We start from the raw sequence: 15,749 nt of genomic DNA on the forward strand, positions 1-15,749 counted from the left end.
ATTAAGATGTGGGAGATACCACAAATAAATTGTAATTTTCCATTATGAGAATTTATAGAACGCTTTTACTATTGATGATTGGAGCTACTTTTTTTGCTTTTCAAAGTGACCAAGAATCTCCACTCATTAACGTTGATCAATTTGCATCAGAATTTGCCTACGATGTCAGATATGCAACTGATGATAATTTTTTAAAACAGACGGTATATGACTGTGTACAGTGCCTACTGATTCCTGAAGTTGCAAAGGCCTTAGTAAGTGCTAATGATGAGTTTTGTGAGTTGGGTTATAAGATAAAATTATTTGATTGCTATAGACCTGTTTCTGTTCAAAAAAAAATGTGGGATATTTTTCCTAACCCAGGATATGTGGGTAACCCATATAAAAGTGGTTCCATACACAACCGAGGAGCTGCAATTGATATGACTATCGTAACACTTAAAGACTCCATACTTGATATGGGAAGTGATTATGACCATTTTGGAAAAGAGGCGCATATAGATCATCCTCATAACGAAACAATTGTTGCTAACAGAAAGTTATTATGGTCGATTATGAAAAAACATGGCTTCTCACCTATTCGTACAGAATGGTGGCATTTTAATTATGATGAAAAAAATTATGGTTTAAAAGTATTGGACTTGGATTTTGATTGTGAGTAATATCTAAAGATTAGTTTTTAAATATCTCATTTTTTAGAGGACCTATTTAATATACACTGTTTTTTTATTGACAAATTCTTGTATCCCATCCATAGAAAGCTCTCTTCCATATCCTGAGATTTTTGTACCTCCAAAAGGTAAGTTAGGATTACTCTTAACCATATCATTTACAAATACAGCACCATCTTCAAATTGTGGTATAAGTGTTTCTATCCTATCTTCATTAGTCGTAAAAATGGATACTCCTAATCCAAAATCTGATTGATTTACAAGATCTACCGCTTCCTGATCTGTTGTAAAAGAAGTAATGCCTATCACTGGCCCAAAAGTCTCTTCCTTAAAAAGACTCATTTCTGGAGTAACTTCAGTGACAATCGTAGGCTCAAAATAAGCGTCTTGCCTATGTCCTCCTAAGATCACTTTTGCTCCTTTATCAACAGACTTTTTGAGTTGTTTGTCTAGCTCTTTAGCAAGATCCTCTCTAGCCATTACCCCTATATATGTTTCTAAATCCATTGGATCTCCAGACTTCAATTGGGATACCGCTTTCGCGAAAGCGGAAACAAATTCTTCATAAATATTATCGTGAACCAGAAGACGTTTGCCAGCAATACAACTTTGTCCAGTATTTTGAAAACGTGCTTGTACGCAAGTCTCAACCGTCTTATCTATATCACAATCTGAAAAAACAACTAAAGCATTACTTCCCCCTAATTCTAATACTGATTTTTTAATCACACTCGCAGCAATACTAGCTACAGAAGAACCTGCTGGCTTACTTCCAGTGAGTGTCACAGCCTTTATACGATCGTCTTTAATGATATTTTCTACACGCTCACTTCCAATCGCCATATTTTGAAAACAACCTTTAGGTAGCCCCGCTCTATCAAAAACTTTTTCAATATTTTCTGCACTTTTCATGACATTACTAGCATGTTTTAAAACACCTATGTTACCTGCCATAAGTGCTGGTGCAATAAATCTAAATACTTGCCAAAACGGATAATTCCATGGCATGATCGCAAGTACAACTCCTAGAGACTCATAACGCACATAACTTTTTGAAGCCTCTGTCTCTATCACTTTATTTGCTAAATGTTCTGGAGCATTTTTTGCGTAATATTCACAAACCCAAGCACACTTATCTATTTCTGCTATAGATTGACTGATAGGTTTCCCCATCTCTGCAGTCATGGTCTCTGCATATTCTTTATTATTAGTTTTAAGCTCTTTTGCAACATTTAGTAAATGCATAGAGCGTTCTTGCAATGACGTTTTACGCCAAGATTGATACGTTTTTTGTGCTTTTGCTAATTTTTCTTCTATTTCTACAAGATTAAGCGCCTTTATAGTAAATACTTCTTTATTTGTATAAGGATTGTTAGATACAATATTCATGGGTAGATTTTTTTTAAAGTTAATAGGTGATTGAGATATTATCTGTGGCCTTATGATCAATTTAACGCCTAATAAATAAAATATCTTAAGGAAATGTGAATTGATACGCTTTTAAGAGTATTTAGTGCTTTGAGCAGTATTTTTAAATACCAATCAATACCTATGCTTTATACTTCCCAAGACGGAGTTACTTCTATTAAAGAGACCTTTCAAAATGCTGCAGATCGATTTATGGATCAGCTACCAGATATCACAATAGGAATTCTTATTATTATAGTAGGAATATTAGTTGCAGGATGGATAGGACGGTTTGCAAGAAGAAAAATTTCTGCAAATACTAAAGATCCTTTAATGAGCAAGTTTTTAGGAACCGCCATTAAATTTACAGTTATTATTATAACTATCATGCTAGCTTTAAAAGCAGCAGGATTAGGAGGTATTGCTACAGGAATTCTTACTGCCGCTGGTGCTAGTGCAGTAGTACTTGGATTTGCGTTTAAAGATATAGGTGAAAATTTTATAGCAGGTATCATTCTTGCTTTTAACAGGCCTTTTGACGTAGACGATACCGTTGAAATAGGACCCAATTTTGGTAAAGTAAAAACGTTAGATTTAAGATATACTAAACTTAAAACCTTTGATGGCAAAGATGTGTATATCCCTAACAGTGATGTCTTAACAGAACCTGTAACAAATTATACGGAAGACGGGTTCTTTAGATGGGATTTCATTATAGGAATTGCTTATGAAGATAATATAGAAGGTGCAAAAGAAACTGTTCTTAAAGCGCTAGAAAAGGAACCTAATGTTATTAATGATGCACTTCATGAAAATTTTGTAATAGAAGATGAACTTGCTACGAGTACTGTAAACCTAAAAGTTTTTTTCTGGGTTGATACAAAAGATTTTAGGAAGACCGCTTTGATCACAAAAGGTAATGTAGTACGCAATGTAAAAGAAGCTCTTGAGGATGCAGGTTTCTATATGCCAGCAGATATACAAGAGATCAAACTGTACGGAGGAGTAAAAGAATTCCCTCTTAGTTTTAGAAAACAAAAAGACCAACAAAAAAATACTAATTAAAAACAGAAACTATGGAAATTATATTTGAATATCACGATGTAACTGCAAGTACCGAACTTGAAAATTTTGCAAAAGAGCAATTACAAAAACTTGGAGATAAATACCAATTTGTACACAGAGCAGACGTCTTTTTTAAACTAGAAAATACTTCTAGTGATGAGACTGGTAAGATTGCAGGGTTAAGAGTGAGTATGCCAGGACCTAGACTATTTGCAGAACACAGTAGTGCAGAATTTCACGGATCCCTAAAGACGGCTATAGGGGAAGTCGAAAAACAGTTGCGCAAGAAAAAAGAGAAAATGCAAGAACACCATTAATATTTATTTTATGTCTACAGATATGACACTAGCAACAGATGAAAATGAACTGATAGTCATTTATACAAATGAAAGCAGTATTGCAAAGCAAACCTTGGGTTATGCTCAAAGTAGTGAGAAAGCCACAAACTTTATCAATATATCAGAAAGTGGCTTAACTGGTACTCAATGGACGGAAGTCGCAGATCTACTGGGCGCAAGCATTGATGAGCTTATTTCTAAAGAACATCCAGATGTAGACTCTTTTGCCAAAGATGCTACTTTAAGTAATGATGACTGGATACATTTTTTACAAAATAACCCAGTTGCTCTACAAAATCCTATTTTAATAGAAGGCAAAAGGGCTTTACAGATTACTACACCATCGCAGGCTTTATCATTTATAAATGTAGACTCTGCAGGCCTAGAAAAGCATAATATAGGCGATAACCCAGACATATCGTCAAATACTGATGGAGAGAGTCAAGTGTAATTTGATATACACGCATCACAAAAAAGCTCTGAACTTAAAAATTCAGAGCTTTTTTATTTTAATAAAGTATTATTCTATGCTATTTTGTAAATAGCTCTCTGTCAAAATCACCGTTAAATGTAAATGAAGTCTGCTCCTTGCGTGATCTTTTTTTTGTTTCTTCTTTCTGAAGATCTTCTGGTAATTTTTCTAAATCACCACCGTAATATCCTATAGCAGTAGCCGTAGCAATATGAAAATCATCAGGTACATTAAACTCTTTCATTGCCTTTTTGTAGTCTACACCAGCCATTTGATGTAATGCAACTCCCAGATGTTGTGCTTGTGCTGATACATTACCCATAAATAAACCTAAGTCGTGAAGGGCGTGAAAATTCTCTTTACCTTCTGGGTTTGTCTTTTTATAACCGCAAAGTATTAATGCTTGAGAATTTCCTGCCCATGATTGATTAAACTCATCAAGGCAATCAAAAATACGATCATATTGTTTTGTACCTTTTATACCCCAAATCACTAACCATGGTTGTAAATTATTAGAACTTGGCGCCCATCGTCCTGCTTCAAAGAGCATTCTTAAAAGTTCTTCATCAATGGTTTCTTGACCAAAAACCCTTGGACTCCATCTATCTGTAATTTGAGGTAAGATTCTGGAAGATGTTTGTGCTGCTTTCGTCATTTTTTTTATTATAAAACTAATTGAGCTTAGCTGTTATTTACGATGATTTAATACAATTTAACGTACCTACTTTAAAATTATTAACACTACCCCACCCCTTTCAATTATTTACATACTGAATTTATCTTATAAATCTTAGTAGAATTAAATTTTGATGGTTGATAAAACTGTTGAGAAGTAAGTGACCGCTTTCGCGAAAGCGAGAAAACAATTCCTAACTTTATGAAAACACAATCATTATGAATGATAGACCTAATGACATTAAACGCATACGACCAGAAATTCCAAGTGCTCGTATCACAGAAGGAATGAGTGATGATGAACACTTTCAAAACGCTACACTACGCCCCATTGTAAAGCTTCAAAATCCGTTACTTATTGCTGTTTTTAAAAACTATGTCGCAAAACATAAGAATGTTTTCTATGATTTATCCATTGAAAAACGTGTTACTTATATAGAAAATTCCATTCAAAAAGACATGAAATTTAGGAATAGTATGAAAGGGATGGTCATAGGGCTTTTTACAGTAAAAGAATATGAAGAATATATTCAGAATTCATCTGCATTGAATAAACGTATGATGAATATCGTAAAAGAAAGACTTTTAAGTCAAATACAACTTTTTGAAAGACCCGTAACCCTTAAAGCTAGCTAAATGCAAATACCTACAGAGGTTCCAAAACCACAAAATAATACTCCTATCGACCCTTCATCTCCAATGGAGCTAATAGTTTTTATTGTATTACCTATATTACTCATTATCGTATACGTGATTGCAAGAAACAAAAATAGAAAGTAGTGTAGAAAATTATATTTTAATGCGTGCTATCAAGTATAGATTCACCATTGAGATCTGTAGTAAGCACCTCACTCATATAATCAAAAAATGGCCTTAACAGTTTAAAATTAGTTACTACATTATTTACAAAGTCTTTTGAAAGAACTTCTGAGTCATTAAATGTTTTTGTCACAAAGAAGCTCTGTAGCCTTATAAGATCAATATTTATATCTTTTTTATCAAATCCTCTAGGAGCTGTTTTAACTGCTCTTATTGGATCAAATGACCCACCATAACTTCTTCTAAATTCCTCGTCATTGAGAATAGCTCTTATTTCACTTGAATCCATTTCAAATTCTTTACGAATTCTTTTTAAATCTGCTGGCTCAGGACTAAAAAATCCGCCACTTATTCTAGAATGACCACCTGGTTCTATACGTAGGTAATAGCTACCTCTTCTATGTGCACCGGCCCTACCAAAGTTTACTGATCTATGAATATTATAAGGCGTTTTATTATTGCTAAACCTTACATCTCTATTTATTCTAAAGATTTTTACCTTGTCAATCTCATCATCTTCGCTTAGCCCTACTCTTATATCCTCATAAATACGTTTTAATTTTTTCTCATTTGTAAGATATTGAGCTCTATTTTCTTCCATCCACTCTCTAGTATTATTATTTTTTAACTTCTTCAAAAAATCAAATACAACTTGGTCTATTTTAGTCATTAATTCTTGTTTTATTACTATAAAGTTACAAATTCTACCCTTAGATAAACCCATAGAAAAAGCCGCCACGCATTAATGCGTGGCGGCTTTCATTCACCAATCAATCAATACAACACTATGCGTGTTGTAACTCGTGTTTACCTTCTCTAATTTCTTCAATTAGCTTACTATTAAATGCTGGTAGATCATTTGGATTACGGCTCGTTACGAAGGCTTCGTCACAAACAACCTCTTTATCTATCCATTTTGCTCCTGCATTAATCAAGTCTGTTTTTATGGAATTAAATGATGTTAATTCACGGCCTTTTACCACATCTGCTTCAATTAAAAGTTGTGGTGCATGGCAGATTGCTCCTACTGGTTTTTTCTGTTTGAAAAAATCACGTATAAACAAAATTGCATCGTCATTTCTTCTTAATTTATCTGGATTAATCACACCGCCTGGCAACATGAGTGCGTTGTATTGGTCTGCTCTCACGTTATCAATTGTATTTGTAACAGTGTATTCATTGCTCCAATTTCCATCTGCCCACCCTTTAATGGTTCCAGATTTCTCACTTATTATATCTACTGTAAATCCAGCGTTTTCCATCGCCTCTTTTGGTGATTTTAATTCGCTTTCTTCAAATCCGTCTGTTGCTAAAATTGCTATTCTCTTATTCATAATCTTTCTTCTTTTTAGTTAAACAATTAATTATGATACAAAGATACAGGGGACTGCTCCTGCTGGCCGTTAACGACAGTATAAGGTTAGACCGTTTACGGTTAAACCTTTATTAAATAGTCTGATTTTATGTTAACTATGTTAAATCTGTACGTCTTGGAGTAATAAACCACTGGCTTGAGCAATTCTAGTAAGCTTTATTTCATTTGAAGCTTCTAATGTTTTTAAAAAGAAATCAAGATCGTAGTTACCTTGACCTAAGTCAAATAATATTCCCATCATAAGACGCATTTGGTGTCTTTTAAATCCTTTTCCGCTTACGCGAAAGGCAAAACTCTCCTCTGGAAAAAAACTTGCGGTATATAAATCATTCCTCACAATTTGAGCAGAGTCTATTGTTCCTATGGTCTTTGTTTCTGGGTTTGGTTTATAGGTATATGATTTAAAATCGTGAGTACCCTCAAAATGTCTTGCCGCCTCCATCATTAGTTTAAGATCAAGTTGTCCTGCAATATTAATCATGTATGGAGCTGAAAAGGGATGGTTTTTCTCTCCATAAGAAAATAGATATACATATTCCTTAGACTTAGGTGCATCCATTACATTAAACTTCTTATCTACTTCTGTAATTTTTAAACAGCGTATATCTTGAGGAAGATTTGTATTAAATAGTTCTAAAAAATCAGTTTTGGGTAAAGGCTCATCATTAAGAAAGAGCTCCACATAAGCCACATTTGCAGAAACCTTTGCATCTGTCCTTCCAGAAGCAAGAAGTTTAAATTTTTTATGATCTAATACATACGCTAATGTACGTTCCATCATGCGCTCTACAGTAAGTACATCTGGCTGTTTTTGCCAGCCGTGGTAACGAAAACCTAAATACTGTATTTTAAGTAGGTAATAAAACCGTTTTTCAAACATAGATCAAAAGTAATCTTGAAATTCTATTTTTAAATTAAGAAACTGAAAAAAATTGTAAATTAGTTGTCTAACCATAAAAATCAATATGATGTCTACACAAAAACCAACTGCCTTGTTTTGGATTGTGGCAATTGTAGCTTTATTGTGGAATGTAATGGGATTGTCTGCATTCTTAATGGACGCATTTGCTCCAGAGATTTCACAAGCCAGTTACACAGCTGAGCAAATTGAAATGGCTGCTAGCGCTCCATTATGGTATAAAATCGCTTATGGCATAGCTACAATCACTGGATTCTTAGCAAGTTTAATGCTTGTTGCTCGCAAAACTTATGCGGTCCCTCTATTTTTAGTGTCCCTTATAGCTTCCATTGTACATGCTGCTTACATAATAATAAGTATAGATGGTGTGAATAATTTTGGCTTATTAGGAGGATTGATTTTCCCACTAATTGTGGTTCTTTTAGGTTTGTTTTTCTGGTGGTTTAGTAAATATTCTTTGAGTAAAGGGTGGATCAAGTAACTTCTTTCCTTTTTACTAACAGTATCGTTAAGAACAAGTCAACACCCTAATCCCCACTCTGCTTTACATAGTTGAGTAAATCATTAGTATTTGTAAAAGAAATGAAACATATTACTGGATTTATTCAAACAGCACCATTGTGGAAAAATGAGCAATTTTCTTTAGAGCAATTTGAATTTCCAATTGTATCACTAGATGACTTTAACCCAAAACCTATTGCGAGCCATCTAAGGCTTGGCCACCAGATAGAATATATATGTAAGCAATTACTTGAACATTCTGAAAGATATAAAGTTATTGCGCACAACATTCAGGTAAAAAAAGAGAAAATTACAATAGGTGAACTTGATTTTATAATAACAGATAGCTTTCGCGAAAGCATACCCATTCACATAGAGCTTACTTATAAATTTTATATTATTGACCCTACCATTTCTGAACCTATCCACCGACTTATGGGGCCTAATAGGAACGATATGTTTTTTTCTAAAATAGAAAAAACTAGAGATAAACAATTACCCTTAGCACATACTACAGAAGGTGAAAAGGCCCTATCTAGACTATCTATAAATCATGAAGTACTTGAACAAAAAGTTTGTTTCTTAGGACAGTTATTTATGCCTTATGGAACGGAGAGCCCGCCAATAAGACCTTTAAATCCTGCATGTATCGTTGGTTTCTGGATGCGATTTGAAGAATTTAAATCTTCAAAATTTCAATCATATGAATTTTATCTAACGCAAAAGCATGAATGGCTCCATGAGCCGCATCTCAATGTTCCTTGGAAAAGTCATTTTAGAATTTTAATGGATATTACAATAAAACTTTTAAAACTGAGAGCACCTCTCATCTGGGTGAAAAAAGAGAATGGCATTTTAGAGAAGGGATTTGTGGTCTGGTGGTCTTAAATTTAAGTATTAAACTTTGAAATTTTCCAAACAAGTCTGTATTTTACATTTTTCTAATACATTATGTTACAAAAATTCCCCTTAGATCCAAAAATTAAAAGCCACCTTTTTATAGCAATAGGACTTGCCTTCTGGGTGTTTTCTTTTCTGTTTTTTACAGAGCCACTAGATGTAAATGAACTCTCTAGTTCAGAAAAATTGATATACCTACCTTTGTATGGAATATTAGCTGCACTATGTTACCTAGCGATGTTACCTGTACAGCAGTTTATATTCATTAAAAATAATCAAAAGTGGCAAATTAGAAGTGAGTTCATTTTCTTTCTATTATTTATTGCATTCACATTTATTATAATGCGGTTATTCTATTCATACATAATAGTTTACAACCAACCCAATCCTTACTCAATATCCTATTATTTTACTGCTATATTTTTTCCTGCCATGTTAGTAATATTCCCAATTGTAGCTGTAGCCCGTTATGCTTTTGGGAAGTATGTAAATAGAAGAATAGAGGCTTCAAAAATTCATATAAAAGGGGAAGGTAATTATGAAGGTTTACGTTTATTTCCATCAGATCTAATACTCTTAGAAGCTTCTGATAATTATGTGGAAATTCATTATCAAGACCATGGAAATTTAAAAAAGCAACTCATACGTACAAGGTTAAGTAAGCTTGAAAAAAAATTTCCTGAACTGATCAGGACTCATCGATCTTTTCTTATAAATAGTGATCATTTTCAATCCTATAAAATGGAAAAGAATAAAATGGGCCTCATTTTATCGCATACACTTTTTGTACCTGTTTCTAAAACTCGTGCTTTTGAGGTAAAAAAGGCCCTAAGTTTCGCCACAAATTAATTCAGTTTCGCCCCAATGTACTGTAAGGGTTAGTGAAATCGCTATCAAGAGAATAGTTTTGATCTATTAAGTTTTAAAAAATTAATAGTTAAAATTACTCACATGAAAACATTTACTTCCTTTTTTATTGCGTTTATATGCTTACTATCTTCTTTCGCGAAAGCAAATAACCCATATCAAAAAAAATGTAATTGTAAAGAAGATTTGATTTATATAGACTCTCAAATAAGAAAAATGGTCTCGTTCAAAAAGCAAATTAAAGGGGATCTACTTTATTTATATGATAGTAAATTAGATTCTTTAAAATTAAAAATAACGCCAGAAACGACGGTGGTAGCTTGCTACAATATTTTAAATGAATTACTTGCAACAATAAAAGATAAGCATGCCGCTATTACCCATAAGGAACCAAAATATTTAAAAAATAATTTAATCCGTCAAGACAGTATAACCCATTTTATAAACAGCAAAATTTTTAAAAGCCACCCTACCACAAGCTACAATATTCTTGAATTATTAAAAATTTTAGAGAACAAGTCGTTTACTGATTTTGAAGGTATATATAAACTATCAGAATCTATAGAGATAGGAATTACAGCAGTACAAAATGGATTTGAAGGTGTTGTAACAAATTCTACCGACCCTCTATGGGCTGTAGGCCAAATTAAATACTACTTTACAAAAGTGGGTAAAAACATGTATGATGTCACCACTATAGGTATTCCTGGTGGTACGTTAGTACGTATACCAGCAATGTACTATTATGATGGTCGTATATGGAACTTAACTAAAGAAGGAACTTCTCCACATACGCATATTAAAAAAGAAAAAGAAAATTGGGAGTTTAGACAACTAACTGAAGATACTCAGTATGTATACTTTGGGAGTTTTTCTAATAGAAAGGACAACGTATTAAATTTTGAGAAATTTTATGATGAAACAAAAGATAAATTTACTGCAGAAAATATTATTGTAGATTTAAGGGACAATGGCGGGGGGAATTCAAAATACTCTGATCCATTTTACAAGATTTTTAAAAAAAATAAAATGAATGTTTATATCATTACAAACTTCCTAACTATAAGTAATGCAGAGCAATTCACATTAAAACTAAAAAAATTAAAAAATTCAAAGCACTTAGGCCAACGCACATATGGGGCAATTGCGTACGGCTCTAATTATGGACGGACTTTGGAAACTCCCTCTAAATGCTTTTCCATATATCCAACAGATATGAATTTTCACAAATACATAGATTATGAATATGTAGGTATACAACCTGAAATAACTTTAAACTTTGAAGAAGATTGGATTGAACAAACTTTAAAAATTATTAATAAAAAGAATTATTAAACATAAAGGAGGCATAACAATAACTTGATGGTAAAATTCCTGCAGAGTATACACCAGAAGTATTGTATGTTTTCATCTTTTATCTACAGCACCATTAAAATTAAAAAAATCATCTTCTAGTATAAAACTTAATCTCTACTAGAAGATGATTTCTTTATTATATCACTGAATACTATTTATTATTTATGTCTCGCTATTAATGTATTTTCTACATCTCTTAAATGAAAACCTTTAGCCTGAAGTAAGACCATTATATGAAAAAGCAAGTCTGCACTTTCATTAAGAAATAGGTGGTCGTTATCATCTTTTGATTCGATCACAACTTCAACGGCTTCCTCTCCGACCTTTTGTGCTACCTTATTGATCCCTTTTCTAAATAATGAGGCTACATAAGAGTCGGCAGTTTCCTTATTGTTCCATCGATCTTCTATTATTTCTTCTAATGTCGATAAAAATCCAAAATTCGGGCGGTTACGTTCTCCCCAGCACGTATCTGTTCCTTTATGGCAGGTGGGTCCCTGTGGTTGTACTTGTATAAGTAACGAATCATTATCACAGTCTGATTTAATACTATCTAATATTAAATAATTTTTTGTCTCCTCTCCCTTAGTCCATAAGCGCTGCTTTGAACGACTGTAAAAAGTCACTTTGTTTGTAGATAATGTTTTTTCATAAGCCTCTGCATTCATAAAGCCCAGCATTAAAACATTTTTCGTACTTGCGTCTTGAATGATAGCTGGCACTAAACCATCTTCATATTTACTAAAATCTATTTTCATTTTTTATCTACATTAAGATGCTATGATTTGAGAAATTAATCATTGCTACTCTTTAAATTATAATCTTACGTTTATTCCTTTTGAAGCTATTTCTCTCTTTAATATTGGTATTTCAATTTCTTTAAAGTGAAATACACTAGCTGCAAGTGCTGCATCTGCATTCCCTACTTGAAAAGCATCTGTAAAATGTTGCATGGTCCCAGCACCACCACTAGCTATAATGGGTATATTAAGTTCACTTGACAGCCGAGCTAACGCTTCATTTGCAAAACCATCTTTTGTTCCGTCATTATCCATAGAAGTGAATAGAATCTCACCTGCCCCTCGAGCCTCCACCTCCCTTGCCCAGTCAAATAAATTTAACTCTGTAGGAACTTTACCTCCTACAAGATGAACTATCCAATTATTATTAATCCGTTTTGCATCAATAGCGACAACTATACATTGCGAACCAAATTTTGAAACTAAATCATTTATAAGCTCTGGTCTTTTTACTGCACTAGAGTTTATTGACACTTTGTCTGCTCCATTTTGTAATAAAATGTCTACATCTGCTACAGAAGAGATACCTCCTCCTACGGTAAATGGAATATTAACCTGTGAAGCCACACTTAAAACTAAATTTGCTAGCGTTTTTCTACGCTCTTCTGTCGCAGAAATATCAAGAAATACTAGTTCGTCTGCTCCTGTTTCTGAATATATTTTTGCAAGGGCTACTGGATCTCCAGCATCCCGTAAATTCACAAAATTAGTCCCTTTTACAGTACGACCATTTTTTATATCGAGACAAGGTATAATACGTTTTGTAATCAAGGGCTTTTTATTTAAAACTATAGGTTTTAAGTATACTTGTTTTTAACTCTTTACAAAAATATGCAAAACTACCGTACTCCTCTATGAAAGAATGGCTGGTTTTCTTAACACTTCTTAAATTGTAACTCACATTCATAATTATGTATTAAATCTATAATAATACGTTGTTAATCTATTAAATAAACATTTATCAATAAAATACATTTATACTCTAACCAATAATTAATAAATTATGATAAAGATTATAGGAGTCATAGCTCTGGTTGCTGGAGCTGTAATGCTCGTTTTAGGAGTAATGGGAATTTTTGGCAGTATGCAAACTGGAATGAACCCTTGGGCATTTACTATTCTTGGTGTTATCTTCTTTTTTGCAGGCATATCTTTATTGAAGCATCGTAAAGATACTGACGTAGTAGCTGCAGAAAAGAAGTAATTTGTGCGTAAATTAGTATCAGAAATAAAAGATACTATGCATTTACGTCCTTTCCACCTTGCCATCCCAGTAGATGATGTTGACAAGGCTAGAACATTTTATAGAGATATTTTAAATCTACCTGAAGGTCGCAGCAGTGACCATTGGGTAGATTTTAATTTTTTTGGTCATCAGTTGGTAATTCATTACAAAGAAAAGATAATAGACTCTGTAAAACACAATGAAGTAGATGGAAAGGCTGTGCCTGTGCCGCACTTTGGTGTTGTCTTAGCATGGGACGATTTTCACAATTTTGCTAAGGAGATTGGAGCTCACGTTAAATTTATTATTGAACCTTATATTCGGTTTGAAGGCAAACCTGGAGAACAAGCCACAATGTTTTTTTATGATCCCTGTGGAAATGCATTAGAATTTAAAGCTTTTAAAAATGACGATCAACTATTTGCATCATAACTATGAAAACAATTAACCCTAAACTATTAAGACAACTCTTCGTAATATTTCTAATAGTATTATTGGGATGGCTCATTTTTAAAGAAATGGCCACTTATCTTTCTGGAGTATTAGGAGCTATTACCCTATTTGTACTTATGCGTAAATGGCAAAAGTATTTAGTAAACAAAAAAAAATGGAATCCTAGTATTGCTGCATCCCTGCTTATGGTAGGTTCCTTTCTAGTAATATTAGTCCCTATTGCAGGGTTGACACTTATGCTTACTTCTAAGGTGAGTAAAGCAGTTGAAAATAGTGGTAAAGTTGTAGATATTATCAAGAGTTCACTTTCAAAACTAGAAACTCAAATAGGAATGAACCTTACAGAAACTATAGACACAGGTGCTATAACAGACTGGATGAGTTCAAATCTTCAAAACTTAGCAGGTAGTACCTTTAACATACTCATAGCGATAAGCATAATGTATTTTATGCTTTATTACATGCTCACAAACCGTCGTACATTTCGAGAGACTTTACTTGATTATATCCCTTTAAGTGAGAGCAATCTTAAAGTAATAGGAAAAGATAGTGTTAATCTTGTAAAATCTAATGCTATAGGCATACCACTAGTAGCTATTATGCAAGGAACTGTCGCACTTGTAGGGTTTTTGATTTTTGGAATAGAAGATCCATTTTTTTGGTTTGCCGTAGTAACTATAGGTGCTATGATTCCTTTTATAGGAACTGCTTTAGGGATTGTGCCTGTATGTATCATCCTATACGCTTCAGGACAGATAGGGCTGTGTATTGCCATGCTTGCTTACGGGATTATAGTAGTAGGGTCTACAGATAATATTTTTAGACTTATCATTCAAAAAAGACTGGCAGATGTACATCCCCTAGTAACTATTGTTGGGGTCATAGTGGGTGTTCCTCTCTTTGGTTTTATCGGCCTTATATTTGGTCCTATATTAGTAAGTCTTTTTCTTTTAATCGTTAAAATTTACAAACAAGAATACGGGAAAGAATTATCTCAAACAGAGGAAGAAGTACTGTAGAAATCGTTTTAGGAGTACGCTTTCGCGAAAGCGCAACTATGTTAAATCATTTATAGCTCATAAATTCCTATCTTCACATTACAGAAAATAATACTATTTTTCAATGCAAATATTAGGCATCGATATAGGTGGAACTGGAATTAAAGGAGCTCCTGTAGACCTAACAACAGCAGCGTTAACAACTGAACGCTTTAGGGTTGAAACTCCAAGACCTGCAAAACCTAAGGCTGTAGCAAAAGCAGTCCAGAAAATCGTAGATCATTTTAATTGGAAAGGCCCCATAGGATTTGGCTTTCCTACAGTAATTGTCAATGGCAAAGCAATGGCCTACGGTAACATGCATAAAAGCTGGCTAGGTGTACAAATAGACAAACTGTTTTCTGAAAAAACTGGGCTTCCATGCGTGGTTATAAATGATGCAGATGCTGCTGGAATGGCAGAAGTACGTTTTGGTAGCGGAAAAAATATAAATGGTCTTGTATTAACCATTACCGTAGGTACAGGTATAGGTTCTGGCCTTTATAACAATGGTATATTAATACCTAATTTTGAATTAGGAAGAATTCCATATAATAATGAGCCTATCGAAAAATATGTTGCAAATTCTGTTAGAAAAGCACAAAATCTAACCTATAAACAATGGGCGCATCGATTTAATTTCTTCCTTGATACCGTAGAGTCCATTTGCACGCCAGATCAATACATTATAGGAGGTGGTATAAGCAAGCACATGGATGAGTTTAAAAAATATATTACCACAGACATTCCTTTCACAGCAGCTCAGATGAAAAACAATGCGGGTATTATAGGAGCAGCTTGTGCCTATGAGGCAAAAATAAATTCATAATACCTTAAGCTTTCATAAGTTCTTTTCTCTATTTTTAGGC

General features: G+C 33.5%; 21 protein-coding genes. 14 read left to right on the top strand and 7 right to left on the bottom strand.

Translation table 11 applies throughout. The features are described 5' to 3' along the window. The first annotated feature begins 44 nt into the window (after positions 1 to 44). Entirely contained in the window at positions 45 to 662 is a 618-nt protein-coding gene (locus OD90_RS03695) for a M15 family metallopeptidase (protein ID WP_144666747.1), read from the top strand. 42 nt (positions 663 to 704) lie between these two features. Here the strand turns inward: OD90_RS03695 and OD90_RS03700 are convergent, their stop codons facing one another. Beyond that, the gene (locus OD90_RS03700; RefSeq protein ID WP_144666750.1) at positions 705 to 2,060 is read right to left on the bottom strand and encodes an NAD-dependent succinate-semialdehyde dehydrogenase; all 1,356 of its coding nucleotides are present in this window, start codon (positions 2,058 to 2,060) and stop codon (positions 705 to 707) included. A 162-nt stretch (positions 2,061 to 2,222) separates the two neighbouring features. Here OD90_RS03700 and OD90_RS03705 point away from each other — a divergent pair, with 162 nt between their 5' ends. From OD90_RS03705 to OD90_RS03715, 3 genes are read left to right on the top strand one after another with little or no spacing between them, the layout of a single operon-like run. Then, positions 2,223 to 3,143 carry a mechanosensitive ion channel family protein gene (locus OD90_RS03705; protein ID WP_144666753.1) on the top strand — a complete coding sequence of 307 codons (921 nt, stop codon included), beginning with the start codon at positions 2,223 to 2,225 and terminating at the stop codon, positions 3,141 to 3,143. A gap of 11 nt (positions 3,144 to 3,154) precedes the next feature. Then, a complete protein-coding gene (hpf, locus tag OD90_RS03710) occupies positions 3,155 to 3,460 on the top strand; it encodes a ribosome hibernation-promoting factor, HPF/YfiA family (protein ID WP_144666756.1) in 306 nt (101 codons plus the stop codon). Between the two features lie 10 nt (positions 3,461 to 3,470). After that, positions 3,471 to 3,932 carry an arsenate reductase family protein gene (locus tag OD90_RS03715; RefSeq protein ID WP_144666759.1) on the top strand — a complete coding sequence of 154 codons (462 nt, stop codon included), beginning with the start codon at positions 3,471 to 3,473 and terminating at the stop codon, positions 3,930 to 3,932. Between the two features lie 79 nt (positions 3,933 to 4,011). On the opposite strand, the gene OD90_RS03720 is transcribed toward OD90_RS03715, so the two are convergent. Continuing rightward, positions 4,012 to 4,608: a nitroreductase family protein gene (locus OD90_RS03720; protein ID WP_144666762.1), complete on the bottom strand. Its 597-nt coding sequence runs from the start codon at positions 4,606 to 4,608 to the stop codon at positions 4,012 to 4,014. Between the two features lie 239 nt (positions 4,609 to 4,847). Here OD90_RS03720 and OD90_RS03725 point away from each other — a divergent pair, with 239 nt between their 5' ends. Further along, on the top strand, positions 4,848 to 5,264 hold the full coding sequence (locus tag OD90_RS03725) for a glyoxalase (RefSeq protein WP_144666765.1): 417 nt from the start codon (positions 4,848 to 4,850) through the stop codon (positions 5,262 to 5,264). Further along, on the top strand, positions 5,265 to 5,408 hold the full coding sequence (locus OD90_RS03730) for an adenylosuccinate synthetase (RefSeq protein WP_144666768.1): 144 nt from the start codon (positions 5,265 to 5,267) through the stop codon (positions 5,406 to 5,408). A 16-nt stretch (positions 5,409 to 5,424) separates the two neighbouring features. On the opposite strand, the gene OD90_RS03735 is transcribed toward OD90_RS03730, so the two are convergent. From OD90_RS03735 to OD90_RS03745, 3 genes are all read right to left on the bottom strand, one after another. Next, the gene (locus OD90_RS03735; RefSeq protein WP_144666771.1) at positions 5,425 to 6,117 is read right to left on the bottom strand and encodes a DUF2461 domain-containing protein; all 693 of its coding nucleotides are present in this window, start codon (positions 6,115 to 6,117) and stop codon (positions 5,425 to 5,427) included. Positions 6,118 to 6,232: 115 nt separating this feature from the next. Next, positions 6,233 to 6,781: a type 1 glutamine amidotransferase domain-containing protein gene (locus OD90_RS03740; protein ID WP_144666774.1), complete on the bottom strand. Its 549-nt coding sequence runs from the start codon at positions 6,779 to 6,781 to the stop codon at positions 6,233 to 6,235. 141 nt (positions 6,782 to 6,922) lie between these two features. After that, a complete protein-coding gene (locus OD90_RS03745; protein WP_144666777.1) occupies positions 6,923 to 7,702 on the bottom strand; it encodes a tRNA pseudouridine synthase A in 780 nt (259 codons plus the stop codon). 88 nt (positions 7,703 to 7,790) lie between these two features. Between OD90_RS03745 and OD90_RS03750 the strand changes: the two genes are divergently transcribed. The 4 genes from OD90_RS03750 (at position 7,791) to OD90_RS03765 (ending at position 11,344) form a co-directional block, all read left to right on the top strand. Continuing rightward, the gene (locus OD90_RS03750; RefSeq protein ID WP_186434707.1) at positions 7,791 to 8,222 is read left to right on the top strand and encodes a hypothetical protein; all 432 of its coding nucleotides are present in this window, start codon (positions 7,791 to 7,793) and stop codon (positions 8,220 to 8,222) included. 101 nt (positions 8,223 to 8,323) lie between these two features. After that, the gene (locus OD90_RS03755) at positions 8,324 to 9,130 is read left to right on the top strand and encodes a DUF1853 family protein (RefSeq protein WP_144666784.1); all 807 of its coding nucleotides are present in this window, start codon (positions 8,324 to 8,326) and stop codon (positions 9,128 to 9,130) included. 63 nt (positions 9,131 to 9,193) lie between these two features. Beyond that, on the top strand, positions 9,194 to 9,991 hold the full coding sequence (locus OD90_RS03760; protein WP_144666787.1) for a LytTR family DNA-binding domain-containing protein: 798 nt from the start codon (positions 9,194 to 9,196) through the stop codon (positions 9,989 to 9,991). A gap of 102 nt (positions 9,992 to 10,093) precedes the next feature. Continuing rightward, a complete protein-coding gene (locus OD90_RS03765) occupies positions 10,094 to 11,344 on the top strand; it encodes a S41 family peptidase (RefSeq protein ID WP_144666789.1) in 1,251 nt (416 codons plus the stop codon). A gap of 179 nt (positions 11,345 to 11,523) precedes the next feature. Here OD90_RS03765 and hisIE read toward each other — a convergent pair whose 3' ends face one another. Together hisIE and hisF are read right to left on the bottom strand one after the other, a co-directional pair. Further along, the gene (gene hisIE, locus OD90_RS03770) at positions 11,524 to 12,123 is read right to left on the bottom strand and encodes a bifunctional phosphoribosyl-AMP cyclohydrolase/phosphoribosyl-ATP diphosphatase HisIE (RefSeq protein WP_144666792.1); all 600 of its coding nucleotides are present in this window, start codon (positions 12,121 to 12,123) and stop codon (positions 11,524 to 11,526) included. A 57-nt stretch (positions 12,124 to 12,180) separates the two neighbouring features. After that, on the bottom strand, positions 12,181 to 12,936 hold the full coding sequence (hisF, locus tag OD90_RS03775) for an imidazole glycerol phosphate synthase subunit HisF (RefSeq protein WP_144666795.1): 756 nt from the start codon (positions 12,934 to 12,936) through the stop codon (positions 12,181 to 12,183). Between the two features lie 232 nt (positions 12,937 to 13,168). Here hisF and OD90_RS03780 point away from each other — a divergent pair, with 232 nt between their 5' ends. The 4 genes from OD90_RS03780 (at position 13,169) to ppgK (ending at position 15,709) form a co-directional block, all read left to right on the top strand. Further along, the gene (locus tag OD90_RS03780; protein ID WP_144666798.1) at positions 13,169 to 13,369 is read left to right on the top strand and encodes a hypothetical protein; all 201 of its coding nucleotides are present in this window, start codon (positions 13,169 to 13,171) and stop codon (positions 13,367 to 13,369) included. A gap of 36 nt (positions 13,370 to 13,405) precedes the next feature. Continuing rightward, the gene (locus tag OD90_RS03785; RefSeq protein ID WP_144669632.1) at positions 13,406 to 13,822 is read left to right on the top strand and encodes a VOC family protein; all 417 of its coding nucleotides are present in this window, start codon (positions 13,406 to 13,408) and stop codon (positions 13,820 to 13,822) included. 2 nt (positions 13,823 to 13,824) lie between these two features. Then, entirely contained in the window at positions 13,825 to 14,862 is a 1,038-nt protein-coding gene (locus OD90_RS03790) for an AI-2E family transporter (protein WP_144666800.1), read from the top strand. Between the two features lie 103 nt (positions 14,863 to 14,965). Continuing rightward, entirely contained in the window at positions 14,966 to 15,709 is a 744-nt protein-coding gene (ppgK, locus tag OD90_RS03795; RefSeq protein ID WP_144666803.1) for a polyphosphate--glucose phosphotransferase, read from the top strand. Positions 15,710 to 15,749 lie beyond the last annotated feature (40 nt).

The organism is Dokdonia sp. Hel_I_53 (assembly GCF_007827465.1).
Classification (GTDB): Bacteria; Bacteroidota; Bacteroidia; order Flavobacteriales; family Flavobacteriaceae; genus Dokdonia.